The organism is Candidatus Bathyarchaeota archaeon (assembly GCA_026014585.1).
In the GTDB taxonomy this organism is placed as follows: Archaea; Thermoproteota; Bathyarchaeia; order Bathyarchaeales; family Bathycorpusculaceae; genus Bathycorpusculum.
Genome location: JAOZIA010000013.1, coordinates 43175 through 60548 on the forward strand (window position 1 = coordinate 43175; position 17374 = coordinate 60548).

General features: G+C 43.9%; 15 protein-coding genes. 1 reads left to right on the top strand and 14 read right to left on the bottom strand.

Going from position 1 to position 17374, the window contains the following annotated elements; genetic code table 11:
- The 3 genes from cbiQ to NWF01_05480 are packed head-to-tail and all read right to left on the bottom strand — an operon-like array spanning position 1 to position 1806.
- On the bottom strand, positions 1 to 804 hold the full coding sequence (gene cbiQ, locus NWF01_05470) for a cobalt ECF transporter T component CbiQ (GenBank protein ID MCW4024469.1): 804 nt from the start codon (positions 802 to 804) through the stop codon (positions 1 to 3).
- A gap of 25 nt (positions 805 to 829) precedes the next feature.
- On the bottom strand, positions 830 to 1120 hold the full coding sequence (locus NWF01_05475; protein MCW4024470.1) for an energy-coupling factor ABC transporter substrate-binding protein: 291 nt from the start codon (positions 1118 to 1120) through the stop codon (positions 830 to 832).
- Positions 1117 to 1806 carry an energy-coupling factor ABC transporter permease gene (locus NWF01_05480; protein ID MCW4024471.1) on the bottom strand — a complete coding sequence of 230 codons (690 nt, stop codon included), beginning with the start codon at positions 1804 to 1806 and terminating at the stop codon, positions 1117 to 1119. Before NWF01_05480 ends, NWF01_05475 begins: the two co-directional genes overlap by 4 nt.
- Positions 1807 to 1895: 89 nt before the next feature.
- Between NWF01_05480 and NWF01_05485 the strand changes: the two genes are divergently transcribed.
- Positions 1896 to 2753, top strand: coding sequence for a winged helix-turn-helix transcriptional regulator (locus NWF01_05485; GenBank protein ID MCW4024472.1), 858 nt, complete (start codon positions 1896 to 1898; stop codon positions 2751 to 2753).
- Here NWF01_05485 and NWF01_05490 read toward each other — a convergent pair.
- From NWF01_05490 to NWF01_05540, 11 genes are all read right to left on the bottom strand, one after another.
- On the bottom strand, positions 2719 to 3585 hold the full coding sequence (locus tag NWF01_05490) for an alpha/beta hydrolase (GenBank protein MCW4024473.1): 867 nt from the start codon (positions 3583 to 3585) through the stop codon (positions 2719 to 2721). The genes NWF01_05485 and NWF01_05490 overlap by 35 nt on opposite strands.
- Positions 3586 to 3644: 59 nt before the next feature.
- Positions 3645 to 4391 (bottom strand): ABC transporter permease, encoded by a 747-nt coding sequence (locus NWF01_05495; GenBank protein MCW4024474.1) that lies wholly within the window; start codon positions 4389 to 4391, stop codon positions 3645 to 3647.
- Complete coding sequence (locus NWF01_05500) at positions 4388 to 5251, bottom strand: ABC transporter ATP-binding protein (GenBank protein ID MCW4024475.1); 864 nt, start codon at positions 5249 to 5251, stop codon at positions 4388 to 4390. Before NWF01_05500 ends, NWF01_05495 begins: the two co-directional genes overlap by 4 nt.
- A gap of 17 nt (positions 5252 to 5268) precedes the next feature.
- Positions 5269 to 6039: an adenosylcobinamide amidohydrolase gene (locus NWF01_05505; protein MCW4024476.1), complete on the bottom strand. Its 771-nt coding sequence runs from the start codon at positions 6037 to 6039 to the stop codon at positions 5269 to 5271.
- 3 nt (positions 6040 to 6042) lie between these two features.
- On the bottom strand, positions 6043 to 9783 hold the full coding sequence (gene cobN / locus NWF01_05510; GenBank protein ID MCW4024477.1) for a cobaltochelatase subunit CobN: 3741 nt from the start codon (positions 9781 to 9783) through the stop codon (positions 6043 to 6045).
- The gene (locus NWF01_05515) at positions 9780 to 11000 is read right to left on the bottom strand and encodes a hypothetical protein (protein ID MCW4024478.1); all 1221 of its coding nucleotides are present in this window, start codon (positions 10998 to 11000) and stop codon (positions 9780 to 9782) included. The genes cobN and NWF01_05515 overlap by 4 nt, the downstream gene beginning before the upstream one ends.
- Positions 11001 to 11430: 430 nt before the next feature.
- Positions 11431 to 12603 (bottom strand): hypothetical protein, encoded by a 1173-nt coding sequence (locus NWF01_05520; GenBank protein MCW4024479.1) that lies wholly within the window; start codon positions 12601 to 12603, stop codon positions 11431 to 11433.
- Positions 12600 to 13076: a hypothetical protein gene (locus NWF01_05525; protein MCW4024480.1), complete on the bottom strand. Its 477-nt coding sequence runs from the start codon at positions 13074 to 13076 to the stop codon at positions 12600 to 12602. Before NWF01_05525 ends, NWF01_05520 begins: the two co-directional genes overlap by 4 nt.
- Positions 13073 to 14896, bottom strand: coding sequence for a type II secretion system F family protein (locus tag NWF01_05530; protein ID MCW4024481.1), 1824 nt, complete (start codon positions 14894 to 14896; stop codon positions 13073 to 13075). Before NWF01_05530 ends, NWF01_05525 begins: the two co-directional genes overlap by 4 nt.
- Complete coding sequence (locus tag NWF01_05535; protein MCW4024482.1) at positions 14893 to 16509, bottom strand: type II/IV secretion system ATPase subunit; 1617 nt, start codon at positions 16507 to 16509, stop codon at positions 14893 to 14895. The genes NWF01_05530 and NWF01_05535 overlap by 4 nt, the downstream gene beginning before the upstream one ends.
- Positions 16510 to 16831: 322 nt before the next feature.
- Positions 16832 to 17371: a type IV pilin gene (locus NWF01_05540; GenBank protein ID MCW4024483.1), complete on the bottom strand. Its 540-nt coding sequence runs from the start codon at positions 17369 to 17371 to the stop codon at positions 16832 to 16834.
- Positions 17372 to 17374 lie beyond the last annotated feature (3 nt).

The window sequence follows — 17374 nt, forward strand, 5'->3', positions numbered from 1 at the left end:
TTACAATACGACTCCCATGTTTAATGTTAAAAAGACGCCAGCCACAAGACAAACCTCAAACAGCACAATCGCCGCAAGTACAACCAAGTTTGGTTTAGGTAAGTCCTCAAGAACATGAATGGTTCCATCATAACCCCGTGCATTCATCGCCACAAACGTGCGCTCACCTTGCTCTAGCATTCGAATGAAAAGGTTGCTTGCAAGCAGGGCTAAGCCGCGGATTTTTTTTATCCAGCCGCCTTTGCCCATTCGCATGGTTTGGGCAGTAGTCATTTGTGCGGCGACTTCTAGGAACACGAAGATGTATCGGTAGATTAGCAGGGATATTTCTGTTAGTACTTGTGGAACATGGGCGCGTCTTAGGATTATGCTTAGGTCCATTATTGATGTGGTTAGGACTAAGAAGAACAGGCAGGAAATGGCGCCTTGGACTCTTAGGAATATGGTTAAGGCAAAGGTTATGCCTTCTTTGAAAATTGTCCATGTGAACCATGGAAAGGTCACTTGTGCAAAGGGTGTGCCGCCTGAACCCCAGAATAAACCGAGAATTATGCAGGTTAACCCAACCATAAAAGTGGGGTAAGCGAGCAGGTCAAGGTAGAAGTGAGGTTTTATTCGTACATAACCCAAAGTTAAAGTTGTGAATATGCAAAAAACTATGATTGGCACAATGATTGTTTGAGAACAAACCGTCACAATTAAGGTGGTTAAGGCAAAAAAAGCCTTGGTTATGGGGCTACATTTGGCTATTTTGTTTGTGTATGCGTATCTGTCGATTTGGGCGTAGTAGTCGCTATGAGCCATCTGAGCCTTTCAACCAAGTTTACTGCTATTGGGTGTCCTTTATTTCTTTTTTCACTCTTTTTCCTCGTTCATACCCGACGAAGTAGCCTATGATCATGGCACCGATTGCTGCTTGCAGCGCAAACAGTAGGCTTTCGATTTCACCGCTTGGGGGTTCCCAAATGGGACTAAACCATGGTTCATATCCTGCATCAGTAATTGCGTCGTCTGCAGCACCGTCTGCTCCGCCATATTCTGCGTTTGGAGCAATAATCAATGGAATGACAAAGATAATGATGCAAACAGCAATCAAGACGAGATAGTGTTTGCTGTTCATTGCTTTGCCTCCTTTGCGCCTTTACCAGGTAGCTTTATCACTTTGAGTGCAGCTAACAGTTGACCTTTGTATTTTGACAGGAAGTCAAAGAGTATTACTGCCAGTATGCCTTCACCGATTGCTAAGGGAATCTGTGTTACTGCAAATATGCCGCCGAACAGTAGGAAGCTATCGACAAATCCGCCAGCTACAGGGAGTGCCAATGCCATCTGGAATGATGTGACAACGTATGTGAATAAGTCGCCGAATGTTGCTGCTAAGAATATGCCTATGTGACGTGGAACGTTGAGTTTTTTGCATGCTATCCATATGCCGTATGCTAGAAATGGACCTGCTATACCCATTGAGAAGAGGTTTGCGCCAAGAGTTGTTAAGCCTCCGTGTGCCAGTAGTAGAGCTTGGAAAGTTAGGACGATAAGCGAGAGCACCGCGGTTATGCCGGGTCCAACGATTACAGCGGATAAGCCTGCGCCTGTGGGGTGTGAGCAGCTGCCTGTTACGGAGGGTAGTTTGAGTGCTGATAGGACAAAGATGAATGCACCCATTAGTGCGAGCAGCGGTTTTGACTCGGGGACTGCTTTTGTTACTTTGGATATTCTGTAGATTCCGTATATTACGATTGGTATTGAGATTATGAACCATATTTCCCACCATGGGTGGGGTAGAACGCCTTCCATTATGTGCATGTGTCTATTGCCTCGTTCTTTTCTGGATGGATTATCCAACAAGCTTATAAACCTTCATTTAACTTAGGTTAACATTAAGTTGAACACTTATGCACAAGAAACTCGACCCCCTACTACGAGACAAAGGAGAATTCACCAGATTTCAAATTCTCCTAGAAGTCATGTGCAACCAACCTCACATTAAACAAAAAGACATCAGCGACAAACTTGGTATAACCATTCAAGCTGTGAGTAAGTATTTTAAAAAACTCCAAAAAGAAGGCTACCTCGAATCAGGCGACGAACGCGCAAACTACCACCTAACACCCAAAGCAGTAGCAAAACTCAAAGACGACCTAAGAAACATGGAAAACTACACCAACACCATCAAAAACCAAATAAAAATAGAACGCGCCTGGCCAGCAATCGCAACCGAACCTGTAAAGGCAGAACAAGAAGTAGGGTTAGTCATGAAAGAAGGCGTCATGTACACTGTACCTATAGGCAGCACAGTTACTGATGCTAAAGCCATAACGCTCTCCGACGCCAAAGCAGGCGAAGATTTAGGCTTAAAAGACATGCAAGGCAAAGTCAAAGTCAAGCAAGGTAAAATCCTAATTGTTAAGCTGCCCAGCATACGCAAAGGCGGTTCACGTGCAGTAGACCTCGAAAAAGTTAAAGAGTTATATGACGAGTTCAAACCCGACCGTATAGGCGTTATGGGTGCTGTGGGGCGCGCTGTTCTAGCCAAACTGGGCTTAAAAGCAGACATCGAATTTGGAATCAGTCGCTCCGCCGCAATCGCTGCTTCAAGGGGATTGGATATTTTTGTGCTGGTAGTTGGTAGGATGAGCAACCGCATGACACAGGAAATTGAAAACATTAACATGAAAAATATTACCAAAATAACTTATGAGGTGCGGGACGCCAAAATCATTCAGACGCCAGAAGACGCCCTAACTCGTTAAGATTATCAAACATGACACAGTGACCCTTCCCGGTGAAAATCTCCAAATCCGCAGACACCGCAAGAGCAATCGCGTAGGCGTTACTTACTCGGCAGGTTTTGTCCTGTTCACCATGCCAAATATGCAGTTTCCCAGGTGGAACACGGGAAAAAGGCAAAGTCCATGGTTTTAAGAAAAGCTTATGCTCCTCAACAGTTGAGTCTACATCCTGACGGAAAGCCTCCACCATCGACTGATACATCAGGGGCATCCATGCAGAATCAGAAAAAAATTCTAAATCCCTCTGTGAACAACCATGAAGCAGTTGCCTGCCCTGTGGCGTCCGCAAAAAAACCTTTAAATCACCATTTGCCCTGAGCAGTTGACGGCGAAGCCCCTTCATAGCTATACGCCCAATAAAGGGAAATTTCATTAAGTAACGGGCGAAGGGTACATCATGCGCAGTTGAGGCATCAAAAGGCAATGATGGTGCACCAACGATTACTGCATTGGTTACTTTTTTTGGAAAAAAAGAAAGGTACGCAAGAGCAAAGGCGCCGCCGCCAGACCAACCTAGCACTGCAAATTGCCTAATGCCCAAATGGCTAGTGACATAGTTGACGTCTACGTTGAAGTCTTGCAGGCTTTTTCGGTGCTTAAAGCTGGATAAGCCATAGCCTGGACGGTCAATACTGATTATTTGCAGTTGAGCATCTTCGGCTAATTTTTTTAGCAGTAAAGCTTCTAAGCGGCTGCTGGCGGTTCCATGAAAATACACCACAGGCTGCCCCGAACCCACTACTAGGTAGCCGAGTTTGCGCCCGTCAGGCAAAGATAGGACTTGTCCGTTCAAGTTTTGTCTCCGATACCTTTTGATTATGAAAGCTTGGTTAATAAAAAATGGGTTGGTAGTTACACGCTGCTTTTCTTAAGAGATACCATGCAACCCACAAAGAAAATCACGCCGAAAATACAAAGCCCCACAAATGCCAACCAAGGAAACGCTTGGTCCAGCACAGTTGCCCTTAACAGTTCGCTTGCATGTGTCAAAGGCAACAGGTACAGGGCTGCTTTTGCAACTTCAGGCAGTTGATTTAGTGAGAAGAAGGTTCCGCACAGAAAAGTCATCGGCAGTATCACCAGTGTGCTAAAAGTGCTCATGCCCTGATGTGAAGTGATAACCAACGCAATCAACACTCCAAACAGGCCAAATACGAAGCAGGAAAGCAGTAGCATCACAAAGAAGAGCGGGCTGATTGCTAAGGTGGGAACGAGTACGAAGCCCACAGCGAGTACGGCAAGTGAGCTAATCATGCCTCTGATGACTCCGATTAGGGCTTTGCCTATAACGATGGATTCTAAGCTTACAGGTGACATGAGCAGTTCGTCAAAGCTTTTGTAGAAGAATTTGTCAACTTGCAGTTTTGAGGCGGCGCCGTTAAAGCTGATTGAAAACGCCGTTAACGCTACGATACCGGGGATAACAAAGGCTAGATAGTTAATGTTATCCACAGTCAAGTCACGCCCTAGCCCGTAGCCGAAAGCAACCAAGTACAATAACGGCAACATGAGGCTGGTGGCAACTGTGCTTTTCCAGTGGCGGCGCATGTTACGCAAATCTACCCAAAGCACCGCATAAATATCACTTAGTGCGTTCATTGGTCACCCACCTTCTCGCCGGTCTGTTCAATAAACACGTCCTCAAGGTTAGAGTCACGGATGATAACGGTTTTAGCTTCTGAGGACACGGTTTTAACGTAACTGTTTGCGGCTTCACGGTCAGCAAAAAACTGATAATTAGTTTTTTTATTCGCATCAAGCGTTTCAACCACAATTGAACCCAGTTTTCTGCGAAGCTCAAGGGGCTTATCAACAGCAATTAAGCGTCCATGATGCATTATGCCTACACGGTCGCAAAGAACCTCGGCTTCTTCAATATAATGAGTTGTGAGGAAAATTGTTGTTCCATCACTGTTGAGGCGACGCATTAAATCCCACAAACGCCGTCTTGCTTGAGCATCCAACCCAACCGTGGGTTCATCTAAAAACAGCAGTTTAGGTTCATGAAGCAAGCTACAAACGATAGCAGCTTTCTTTTTCATTCCACCCGAGAGCATATCCACCATTTTATCGGCAGAATCAGTTAACTCCACGTACTCGAGCAACTCAGCTATGCGGGCTTTTCGTTTAGAAGCCTCAATATGGTGTATGCGAGCATGAAACTCCATGTTTTCCCTAACGGTCAAGTCACGGTCCAAACTCAAATGCTGCTGCACAACACCAATTACTTTTTTGACTTCGCCAGATTGCTTTGTAACATCAAAACCGCCAACAGAGGCAAATCCTGAAGTTGGCTGAGTTAGGGTGGTTAAGACACGGATGGTTGTTGTTTTTCCTGCACCGTTGGGTCCCAGAAAACCAAAAATTTCTCCGCTATGCACCAGCAGGTCCAGATTGTTTATGGCTTTAACGGTTCCATAGTTTTTTGTTAGGTTTTCAGTGTAAATACAATCAATCACGAAACGTTTGCACCTTGTTAGTTGTCATGTTTTTTTAATGCTTCTGCTACAGCAGTTTTAGCGGTAAACCCTATAAGCTCGCCCATTTTGGTGTGTCCACCTGTGTGGCGAATCAGAATTTTTGGGTCAACACCTGAAACAATAATCATGTTATCGGTTCCTGTGCCCGTAGCACCTACCTTAGGAGTAGGTGTGCTTCTATAATTTAAGTCTTGAAGCGCAGCGGTTTTGCCTTCCGTAGCAGTCACAAGTGCCCGCGCCATGGCACCCCAAGTCAAGTACGCGTTGGTTAAGATTAGGATGTTTATGGTACCGGGTTTAGCTTGAAAAGCCTCTTCTTTTTCAGTCCAAAGACCCTTATCCACACCTGCTCGGAGCGCATTATTTCGTGCACCACCAGTTGCAATACAGCAAACATGGAGATCTTCAAATGATTGTTCACAGAAAGCCACTTTCTCCATGTCCACACCTGTGCTTATGAAGGTAATGTTGCTACGGCGGATTCCTAAAGTTGAGGGCAGGCGCCTGACGAATTTGGCGTATTCGGTTAAGCACATTGTTTTGTTAGATAGGGCACCTGGAACGTACACGTTTGCTACGTTGCTTACTCGTTTGACTCCATCAAGTGTTGAGAGCACTCGTCGTTTTTCGCCAAACGAAACAAGTGTTGTGTTTAAGATTATGCCGTCATATTGATGGTAGATTACCTTGGCATCTGCTTCTTTAAATTGCAAATTCAATTTGGTTTCTTTGAATCTTGTAGACTTCATCGTTCTATTTTTCTCCAATTGTTACTTTTCATTGGCTTCTTCAAGCAAACCTTCCACGCTTAGGTACAGCCGCTGAAGCTCCTTTTTCATTTCCTCAGAAGCATTCCACATGCCCCGGCTTATAGCCTCCAGTAACCGCTCAACCATGTTCTGAAGAGCATACGGATTCACTTCCTTGAGCCACTCCTGCATCTGCTTGTCCAACACGTACTTTTCAGCCAAACTCTCATACATCCAATCCTCAACAACCTCAACAGTGGCATCCCAGCCGAAAACAAAATCCATCGTCCGCGACAAATCCGCCGCACCCTGATAACCATGCTTTACCATGCTCTGAATATACTTAGGATTGAGAAGGCGGAAACGGAAGACATGGCAGGTTTCCTCAGTCGTGCTCACAGCTTTAACCCTATCAGGGTCAGAACTGTCGCCACAGAAGGAACGGGGAGCTTTGCCACCGAGGACTTTAACAGCATTAATCATGCCACCATGTGAGTCATACCAGTCATCGCCATCGAGGATGTCATATTCGCGGGAATCCTGATTCTTCACCGTCACATTGATTTTGCTCAGACGTGCCTTGAATTGTTCTGGGACTTGACGTCCATAGTTTTTGCGACTGTAAGCATAACTACCCCAGGTTACGAAAATGTCGCTGAGGTCTTTTTGTTCCTTCCAGTTCTTAGCATCAATAGCTTCGCTGACACCGCAGCCATAAGCGCCTGGGCGGTCACCAAAAATCCTGTAATACGCTTCTTCTCGTGCGGTTTCTATGTCAACGCCGTTGGCAACGTTTTGGGCAACTTCTGTTTCGACGTGTTTAGCGATAAAGTTCTGTTCAGCAGGTTCTTTGAGCCCAGCAACCCGCAATATTGCATCATCGATGAGGTGAACCACATTGGGGAAGGTGTCTCGAAAAAGCCCGCTCATGCGGATAGTAACATCAACACGGGGGCGCTTGAGCGTTTCAAGAGGGATAGCTTCAACGCCGACGACGCGACCGCTGGATTGTTCCCAGACGGGTTTTACGCCCATAAGGTAGAGGATTTCGGCGATGTCATCTCCTCGGGTTTTCATGGTGTCGGTTGCCCAAATTATGATTCCGACGCTTTCAGGATATTTTCCTTCCTCTTTGAGGTAACGGTTTAGTAGGGTGTCACCTAAAGCTACACCCACCTGCCAAGAGGCGACTGTTGGAACAGATCGGGGGTCAACGGAGAAAAAGTTCCTGCCAGTAGGCAAAATATCAGCCATACCTCTTGTTATGGAACCAGAGGGACCAGGCGGGATGTAGCCCGCAGAAGAAGCAGCGGTGGTGTAGGTTATCTCGTCAGTTGTTGAAGCTAAAGCGGGGGCAAGAAAAGCTCCGACGTAGGAGAGACAGCTGTGGACTTTAGAGGCGCTTTTACCCAGAGCATCCAAAATTAGTGTGTCGATTTTTTCTTCATCATAGTTTGCAGCACGGAACTTTTGTATCAACTCAAGAGATAGCGCGTTTAACTCTTTGAGCTTGTCGCCGTTGGTTTTGCCATCACTGCCAAGCTTGCCTCTATGTGCCAGCATATCCTCGTAGTCGTAGCCTTTCACTTCAGCAAGTGACTGCCTAAGAGAAGGCACCGAACCGTTGCTTAGTCTGGTTAAGGTGACCATGAACTCTTCTAAACGCAAATCCACAGGTGGCTCACCAAGAGTATGCAAGCCATCCCGAATTTGAGCATCCGACAACTCATTGATATATCCGTGTAACTGTTCAAGGAACTCATCGAAATCCGCAAAGGCAGAGTCTTGGGTAACGTTTAGGTCGTGGTCTAGTTTTGCCTGAATCACGTTTTCCCAAATTAGCTTCTGCAGTACAGGCAGTTTGGCTTGGTCAACCGCTTTGTCTTGATAGTACTCTTGCAGTTGAACCTCCAATGCGGCAAGCTCCTCATAAGAGTCAGCGTTGTGCATTGCGGGAACCAAGTGCTCGATGATGCAGCAGTAGCTGCGCCGCTTAGCCTGTGTGCCTTCGCCAGGGTTGGTGATTACATATGGGTAAATGTTGGGCAAATCTGAAATGGTTATGTCAGAGGAACAGGATGCGGAGAGCCCCACGGATTTTCCAGGCAACCATTCGAGACTGCCGTGGGTGCCGATGTGCATGATTACGTTGGCGCCAAAGATGTCTCGTATCCATCGATAATATGCATAGTAGTGGTGGGGCATTGCAATGTCAGGGCTGTGGTAAATACTGGAAGGGTTTTCAAGGTAGCCCCTTGGAGGCTGTAACCCAATAAACACGTTACCAGTTGAGATTCCTGCAATCAGCAAGTCACCATTATAACTGAAAAGATTGCCAGGTGTCTTGCCCCAGTCTTTTTCCATTTTCTCTTGAACATCTGCAGGTAATTCACTAAACCATGCAGCGTACTGCGTGCGGGAGATTTTGTCTAAGGAGCGTTCGGCGAGTTCTTTGCTACTGGCCCAGCGGCGGTCGTTGGTTAAACCGTTAATTATTGTGTCCATCATTTTCTGGCTACTCTCGGGCATTTCCAGTTGGTAACCGTGCTCTTTGAGGTCACGCAGAATATTCATAACTGACACAGATGAGTCCAAGCCGAAAGCGTGTCCGATAGTATCGTTTCTGGGTGGGTAATTGTGGAAGATTATTGCAACTTTCTTTTGGCTGTTTGGCAGTTTTCGTAGTTTTCCCCAGTTTATGCCTAAACGTGCCAGTTTGGTGATTCGTTCAGGGATAGGTTCGAAGGTGATTATTCGTGTGCCTGTGAGGGGGTTGGTTTTAGAGAAGTCCATTGCAGCGATGGGCACTGTGATTAGAGCACCGTCAAATTCGGGCATAGCAATGTTGGCGGGTATATCCATAAGGCTCAAGCCTTGCAGGGTGCCACTCCATTCTTCGAATGTGTTGCAGGTTGTGATTGCCTTAATCACTGGAACATCAAGTTTTTTCAGAACATCAGGCACGTTACCGCCAGATAACGCGGTACCCAAAGAAAAAGACAGCACATTGAGCACTACATCAACGATGGGTTTGCCGTCTTTCATGAAATAATTATCAACTACCCACTCTAACCCTTTCACGCCTAAACTGGGGTCGCGGGGTCCACTGAAAAAAGCAGGCAAAACATTAGCGCCTTGCCCTTCAACCTCACGAATTAAGTCATCTATGAAGCCAGTGTTGGCGCCTTGCCAGTAACTTTGATGGAACCAAATGCCAACAGTAATTTTGTTTGGCAAAATCTTCTTTTCCACATACTCTGCTAGTTCTGGAACATATTCAAAGTCTGGATGGTAGAGACCTTCCCAGTAAGACGGCGTAGGCGCGTTAACTTCAAAGGATGCACCTGTAAATCGGTTTGCCGCGTACAAAATCAGGTTTTCGAAGTTCTTTTTTCCGCCACATGTAAGATAGCGGTAAATTTTTGGGTAATCCTCAGGCTCCACAGTGGAGATACTTCGGGATTCTTTTTCTTGCCCCATTACTGAAGACGCAACCAGAAGTGGTGCACCTGAACTTTTCAGGGTTTCCTCAAGCGTGTTCAACTCGGGAAGGTTACCCATTAAATGTACAAGAGTAACGTGAGCTGTTTTGGCGAACTGGATAAAGTCCGATGAGCTGCCGAAGTCTCGGAAGTCTCCGCCAGTCCACATACGAGCTTGCACTATATCGCCGTAACGTTGGTTTATGGTTTTCACTGCTTCAATAAAGGGGATTGTATCACTTGGAATTGTAGTTGCTAGCGCTATTTTGAGTTGTTTCATGAGAGTATCACAGACCAAACTGATGTACCAAATATACTGACTTGTACGGTTGCATCAGAAGAGGATGAATCTACTTTTGAGTCAATTAAAACGGATTGAACAATGTCACGATAAGGATACAGCGTTAACAAGTCATCCTCACTTAGCCACAAGGAACCTGAAGCGCTGAAAGTTTTCTCTACCACACCAGAGCCAGCGGCAGTATCTTTATCAAAGAAGCCCAAACGGAATCTGACAGTAACATTCTCGTTTTGGCTAAAACTGCCGTCTACTGTTATGGATGCTTTAAAGCTGGAGATTGTAGAGGGTGCCACTTTGAAAACTGTTGGGCTATCAGAATAATCGGGGGTATTTACTGGGATGCCAATGTTTTCCTGTTTGAAGGCAACACCCGCACCTTCGCCTTGAACGTCACTGTTTAGGGGGTTATGAATCATGTTGGTCCAAGAGCCAAGAAAAGTGATGCCTTCTTGAAGAATAGGGGTTTGGAAATCTGTGTCTATGTCTACTGCATAGAGAGCAGCACTACTTAGGTCTCCTTTGGCAAACGACTCGAAAACTACGCCGTCCATAATTGTCTGATATAGGGAACCACTGACTTTAAGTCCTGTCTGGTTGAAATTTTGACCCCCATAGCTTGCTACCCAAAGGTGAAGGTTCGTGAATTGACTATCAGTTACTCCCGCATCTTTCTCGACATTTATTCCAACAGAATTGTCAATTAAGTTAAAGTAACACCTTGAAACGGATATGCACTGATAAGAGCCTGTGCCTGGTGCTATTGGTGCGCGGAAAACTATTCCTTGGGTACATTGTACAAAGTGGCAATCATCAATCTTGTTACTTTCTGACCAATCGAAAGTGTTGGCAAGTTCAATTCCGACAGGGCAATTGATAAAATTTATGTCATTGACTATTGTTCGGAAAGAGTTTTCCAGCCTCAGGGTACCGTTATAGATTGTGAATCCCGAGATTTGGTCGTATTGGGAATCTTCGCAGGAGTCACCGACAATTTTTATAAGGTGATTATTACAAAATAGTGTCGCGCTCTCCCCTGTTATAATTGCGCCTTTTTTATTGTGACAAAATACATCTGAGTATAACTGGTAATAGCCACTTTTCACGTAAACACTGTTTTTATGTTCCAATGCATAATTAAGGGCTAAGGCAACGTCTGTGGAGTTAAATTCCACTTTGCCTGTTTCACCATTTTTCACAAAACAGATGCTTGATAGGAGGTCTTCTCCATAGATCGTGTAATCGTATTCTTGCAGTGGCAGTTTATTGGTTAAGTCAGTGAGTTGTCCTGTTGCTTCTTGTTTAAATTCATCTAGTTGGTCAGCTTGAGTAGCTAAAGAGGACTCAAGGTCACCAATTCTGATGTAAGCAGCCGCGAAGGCGCTTGTGAAAATACAGGCTATTATGATAAATGCTGCAGCAGTGTATAGGGTTGTTGTTTTCGTTTTTAGGCCATCCTCAGAATTTGTTTGTCAATAATGTATTTAACTATAGCTTCAATTAAGGTTTATATCAGGTTGATTAAAAAAATTCTGAAATAGTGAATTTAAAAAAATTTTTAACATAAAAATATACTTCAACGTAATCATAACAAAGACGCAACGCATCACACCACTAAGAAAGCATCAATCAGCCAGAAATAGCTTTAACGTTACGTATTATCATGTTTGCTTCTCCGGTACCTTCAATAGTAATCGTTAACCAGTCCGCCCCATCCTGATGAGAAATTGACATATCATCAGGCAGCGCACTATTCAGAACAAACTCAAGCTGAGTAAGAGAGTTCGTGAAGTTATAACCTGTAAAAGAAAAAGCCAAATCTATCTTGGTAAATGTATAGTTTGTCAACAAAGTATCGTACGTTTCTAATCCAATGCCCACTGATTCTGACCCACTAATAGTTCCAAAATTGCTACTACTAATATTATACAAATCCAAACATAACAAGTCACCAACCCAGTAAATATGAGAGGCAGAGGTCATCGCTGAGATTCCTGCTTCCAGCGCAGTTGTTCCCCACGGCGTTGCCATATACGCAAGAGGAAAACCATTTGACTTATAATATAATGCACCACAGGCAGTGTAAGTTATATTGGCAGTTGAAGGCTGAAGCGAGTTCAAAAACAACATACATGATGATGAATTAGTTTCAAATTGTACATGTGAAGTGTTAGCTATTTTTGAAGTTAAGTTATAGATGGGGGATAACAAGTTAAGTTCAAGCGAGTCACCAGAAAACATGGAGTAATTATAGTAAGCGGACTCTGAGTTAGCTGTAACATTGAGCTGTAACCTCATAAAGTCTGTCGTGTTATTGAGCCATTGTGAACTAATCTGTGTAGCTACTTGCAGGTCTTGACCACTTGTAAAGTTGCAGGAGGCAGCAATATTTTCAGTCACATTAGTAAAATAGTAGTAAACCTCAGATATGTCAGCCACAGTTATATTTTGAGGTTCCGGAGATTTCGTGAAGAATCTTTCTTCACTCACTAGCTGTGTCGCATTTTCAACAGTAACATTAACGCCTATTGAAGGCAAATAACCCAACTGCCCCGTGTAAGTTGCAGGCGAAAAGAAGGGTGTGCCAGAGTAAGATAAGGAAAGTGTGGATGTCCCTTCACTGTACAGTTTTTCAAAATTGTAGAGAATGTTTTGAGAATGCGAAAAAGCATTCTGCCTATCTAACTCGGGAACAATATACGCTTGAAAAGTAATTGAAACAGTCACGATAGCTGCAAGCAATATTGAAGCAGCAACTACCGAAGAAACAGCTTTCTTGTTAGATTTTAATTTGAACTTCAAATTTTCTCGCCTACCTCTGCAAGGATTTGGGTTTTAGAACTCAACGTATAGTAAACGGTACCGTGTGACAACTCGTCCAAGGTTACACTTATTTGGAATTGTTCCCCGAATTTGACATTGTAAAGATAGAAGTTTCCAGGCTCTGTATAAACATCTCCAGGCACCGTCTCTGTTGTGCCGTTATAGGTAAGTGTTGTTGGGAGGGTACATGTGGTGCCGTTTTCGTATTCAAAGTATATTCGTCCTGTAATGCTTGTTGGGTCACCGCCTGAATGAATCGTTGTAAAATTCATAGTGTCATCTTTTGTTACAGTCCACACATGGACTTTGGTGAGTTCTTTGTCTTTGATGTAGTAGGAAACGTTGCTCTGCAGGGAAACTATGAAAGTAATAGACAGTATAACGACCATAACCAGTATGAGCATTTCTGAAACCACATTAGATAAAGCTAATTTTGACCTGTTTTTCCTCATGGACCCCACCCCAATATAAGCACTGCAACCAGAACCATTACAAAACTATGCTTCAACCCTGAGACCACGCTGCTCTCAAGCATCGTACCGATAATTAAACCAAGAAAAACAGCTAGAAACAGTGATGTAAAATAGCCCTGAACCATAATCGGTGAGAAAACCGCCATGCTCCCGCCAAACCCAGCTATGTTTGAGAATGAAGCAAAAAACTGCGTTTTCAGCGTGTAATAAATGTATATGTAGACGCCAAAACTGACGTATGTCGCTATGAGTTGCCCAACAAGGCTGGAGGTTCGGTCCCGCTTTACTTTCATGTAGGCTTCTGCATCATCAGCTGCCATAATCAGGACTTCTTTCATGTTCTTTGTTGATTCAGACGCAATAATTATTAAACTGACAACCCGTTTGAGAACGATAGAAGCGGTTCGGTACTCCACCATCAACAAAGCACGTTTCAGGGGAATGCCAAGTTTGGTTGAGTGAATTTTTTGCATTTCCCTACCCAGCAAACCTAACTTGCTTTTAAGCACCAAATCTATCGCTTTCAAAACTGAACCTTCCCGCTCAACCGTTTCAGATAGTCCCCTCAAAAAGTCAGGAATTCTCCGTTCAATCGAGGAGATATAGTGGGTCTGGATTTCATGTGGAACCAGAATTATCAAGCACACCGCTAGTAACGTGTAGACCCCAACTTGGTATACGCCAGTTCCTGTTAGATACAGATAGACTAAGAAGATAGCTGTTGGAATAGAGGCTACAAGTGGGAAAAACCATGGGTAAAGAAAAAGCATGTTAATTGGCTTTTTAAGAGCATTTTTGAAACGCATAATTACATCGCGGCGTTCAAAATCTGCGCTTTTACTTTTAGTATCAGGTAACACATCTATGTTTTCCATCGTTGGAATTGGAACCACAGTTTTTATAACTGAAACCAGTTTGGGTGATGGAAAAATAGCTTTCACATACAATAAGACAAGCAATGCGGACAGGGGCATAACCAGCAGCAGGTACAAGTTGCAGATGCTTACGATGCTAGGGTTTAAAACACCTAAAGAAACACCCGTAGCAAGCACCAAAGTCGGTGTCACCGCAACAACTATAACCGCGACTTCCCCAATTAGGCTAATGTTCTCATTTAGCGTGGTTCTTTCACGTTTTTCCTTTTCAAAGTACTCATCGAACTTTGTTTTGAAAAAAGTACTAACTGAAAGAGACTGCTCAGTTGCCAAAATAAAACTGTAGATGAATTCTCTGAGTTTCTTGGAGCTGGTTGTTTTGGCAACGTACCGCAAGGAAGTGTTTAGGCTTTCACCCAGGTTATTTACTCGCTTGACCACCATGCCAAACTCTTCAGAGATTGCGCCATACACGGTCTTGTTTTGAGAGAGTCGCTCCAATGCTTCAATTGGTTGCAGACCACTTTTAGTCATAGTATAAAGAAAAGCGCTTGCATGGTGTATGTTTTGGTCTATGTTATTTCGTCGGGCAATCATATCATATCTTGGTCTAAAATAGAAAAACAGTAAAATCAAAACCAGCGCGATTAAGGGAAGATAAAGTATAACTTCGCCAAGCACAAAAAAAACTATGTTAACACCTTGAATAAGCTCAAGTAACCCCATAAATTTCATTACAAAAACAAAAGGAATCATAAATAACGCAGACAAAAACGCCTGAGCAAGACTATAGCTAAGGTACATGTCTCCAGGCGTTGATATTCTGGCGTTGGTTAAAGTTTTCTCAGTTGATTCTGCCAGCTTATCAAACGGTTTATGCTTAAATAAGCCGCCAAAAATTCGAAAACTCAGGGAATCTTTCAAGTCTGCGTCTCCTGGGGAGGATGAATTAAGTCAGCACCTATCTTTTGGCGGTAAGTATCGATTGCATTTGTGAACTCCACGTAGTTTTGGGTACCGCTTGAAAGCAACTCTTCTAGGAAGTTTTGTCTTTGGCGTATTTCATTGAGGATGTCTTCTTGGTTTTTGCCGGTTAGACGTTTGAGTTTTTCAAACACTCTTTTCATCGGCTGGGTTTTTTCCATCCTGTCGGTTTGAGAGTTCCAAGTGTAGAGTGGACTGCAAACGGCTTTCTGGTTTTCCACGTCTACCTCTTTTATTTCAGAGAGCGAAACACATCGCCTTACTTCTTTGTGACCAGACTGGACTAGGGATTGTACCAGTACAAGGTCGAGAGGAAGAATCATGGCAGGAGGCACAGAAATTGGGGGGTTAAAGAGACGTATGAATACTTCATCCACACTGCCCGCGTGGATTGTGGAAAACACGATGTGCCCAGTGTTCATAGCTTGGAATAAAATGCTGGCTTCTTCACCTCTGACTTCGCCGACAAGCAGGTATTCAGGTCTAAGTCTTAGGGCTCTTTTTAGCAGAAACATTTCATCGATTCCTGAGGTTAACCCAGCAATTTTTTTGTCTTGACGGGTTACGAGGGGAACCCAGTTATCGTGCATGAGGCGAAGTTCACGGGTGTCTTCTATACTTACGATTCTGCGGTTTTTGGGGATAAACAAGCTTAGAGCGTTTAGGGTAGTTGTCTTTCCAGATGCAGTTCCCCCAATGACTAAGATGTTTATTTTGTGTTCAATAAGATACCATACTAAACCCATCAACTCCGAGTTGAACGTACCAAGCCTGATGAGATCAGTTGGGGAAAACGGGTTTAGGCGGATTTTGCGGATTCCAAAAGAACTGCCGCGGTCGCTGATTTCGTTTCTCCAAAACGCGGTGAGACGTGACCCATCTTTTAGGGAAGCTTCCGCCACGGGTTCGCCGATGCAGATGTGTCTGTTCGCGAGCTCGGCTAGGTGTGAGGTGAAATCGTCTAGGTTGTTTTCGCTGTAGGTTATGTTTGTGGGCATAAAGCCGTATTCGATGTGATAAACATATACGGGCAGGTTTGGTCCATTGCAGGTGATTTCCTCAATTAAAGAGTCTTTGTAGAGGGGGTCTATGCTGTCGTAGCCGAGGCTTTTTCTTTTCAGGAAGTAGGAAAGTTTTGCTTCTTGAATTTTGTTAACTTTTAAGTACGCGTGTATGATGCTTGCGGCTTCACTGTTAAACACTTTTTCAGGGTCTTGCTCGGTTAAGCTAAGCCGGTCAACCAGCCTGTTGTAGACACGGTTTAAAACATCATATTCTGAAGAGGACAATGTTGGCGTGATAATGTTGTAGACGTAATCAATTTTTTCCCTGGTTATTGCCACGGCAGCAAAGGGTTTTTCCAGCCAGTACCAAGTCGCGATTTCCGCTGGAACAGGAGGATTTCCAGTGGATAAGTTGGATATTTTGTGTTCTATTTCTTGGGATAAGTCTGTTTGAAAATCTGGTACAGGAACCTTTTTGCTTTTAGCTTTCTTAGAATCAGCGGAATTGACGACTGGCTTTTTACTTTTTTTTGGAGAGATTAACTTCATTAGAGATTACCCATTCACGCGTTTTTTGTAACCGATGTCTTCTCTTCAAGCAAAATTTGGCTGTTTAGCCAAAATCTTGCACCATCCAATTTTGTGCAAGCAAAGACGAAGAGTCCTTGCTGCTGGCAGTCATTTGCCCAGTTCGGAAAGATTCAGTCATAAGCTTTTATAAACCTTAGTTTAACAAAAAGTAATGTGAGGTTGATTAACTAAGAATTAACTATTATCCGTTCTGCACAAAAAAAGCTGTAGCTGAAAAAATTACGTGTACAAGAGTAAAATTCACAAAAAAAATGGGGGAGGGTTAAATACGGAAAGGTGTTTAACTTGATACTGTTACGGTTGTAGCAGTCACAGGCTGACTGTTCATGCTTATTTCAACGATGAATTGGTAACCTGCTTCTACCTGCTGCATCATGAAACCGTATTCAAAGCAATAGTCAAGATTCAGCACCAGAGTTTCACCAGGGCCAAATTCACCGCCGTGACCAGCTGAATCCACAGGGTGTGGATGTTCTTTCACAGCGTAATAGAAGTTACGGTATGGGTCTTCGTTTTCAGAGTCTAGATTTTGATTTATGTCCACGACATATTTTTGTCCTGCATATGCACCTGAAGTGATGTATGTTGATAAGGCAATCACTTGTGTGTTCACTGTGTCACCGCCGACGTTTGTGATTCTTAATTCGTTTTCACCAAGAGAAGCGGTTCCCTGAAGTTGCAGTTGCAGTGGTTTCTGTGCTATCGTTGCTTGAGGTACTGTTGAGGCAAGAGCCACGCCGAGAATGACAACGAGTGCGACGAGTAATGCTGTTGCAACTATTGTTGATACACCTTTATTATTTCTAAGTATGCGTTTCATGTT

Excerpts from the sequence above, each read along its gene's own strand:
- cbiQ (MCW4024469.1), bottom strand. The coding sequence starts at position 804 with ATGGCTCATAGCGACTACTACGCCCAAATCGACAGATACGCATACACA.
- NWF01_05475 (MCW4024470.1), bottom strand. The coding sequence starts at position 1,120 with ATGAACAGCAAACACTATCTCGTCTTGATTGCTGTTTGCATCATTATC.
- NWF01_05480 (MCW4024471.1), bottom strand. The coding sequence starts at position 1,806 with ATGCACATAATGGAAGGCGTTCTACCCCACCCATGGTGGGAAATATGG.
- NWF01_05485 (MCW4024472.1), top strand. The coding sequence starts at position 1,896 with ATGCACAAGAAACTCGACCCCCTACTACGAGACAAAGGAGAATTCACC.
- NWF01_05495 (MCW4024474.1), bottom strand. The coding sequence starts at position 4,391 with ATGAACGCACTAAGTGATATTTATGCGGTGCTTTGGGTAGATTTGCGT.
- cobN (MCW4024477.1), bottom strand. The coding sequence starts at position 9,783 with ATGAAACAACTCAAAATAGCGCTAGCAACTACAATTCCAAGTGATACA.
- NWF01_05525 (MCW4024480.1), bottom strand. The coding sequence starts at position 13,076 with ATGAGGAAAAACAGGTCAAAATTAGCTTTATCTAATGTGGTTTCAGAA.
- NWF01_05535 (MCW4024482.1), bottom strand. The coding sequence starts at position 16,509 with ATGAAGTTAATCTCTCCAAAAAAAAGTAAAAAGCCAGTCGTCAATTCC.
- NWF01_05540 (MCW4024483.1), bottom strand. The coding sequence starts at position 17,371 with ATGAAACGCATACTTAGAAATAATAAAGGTGTATCAACAATAGTTGCA.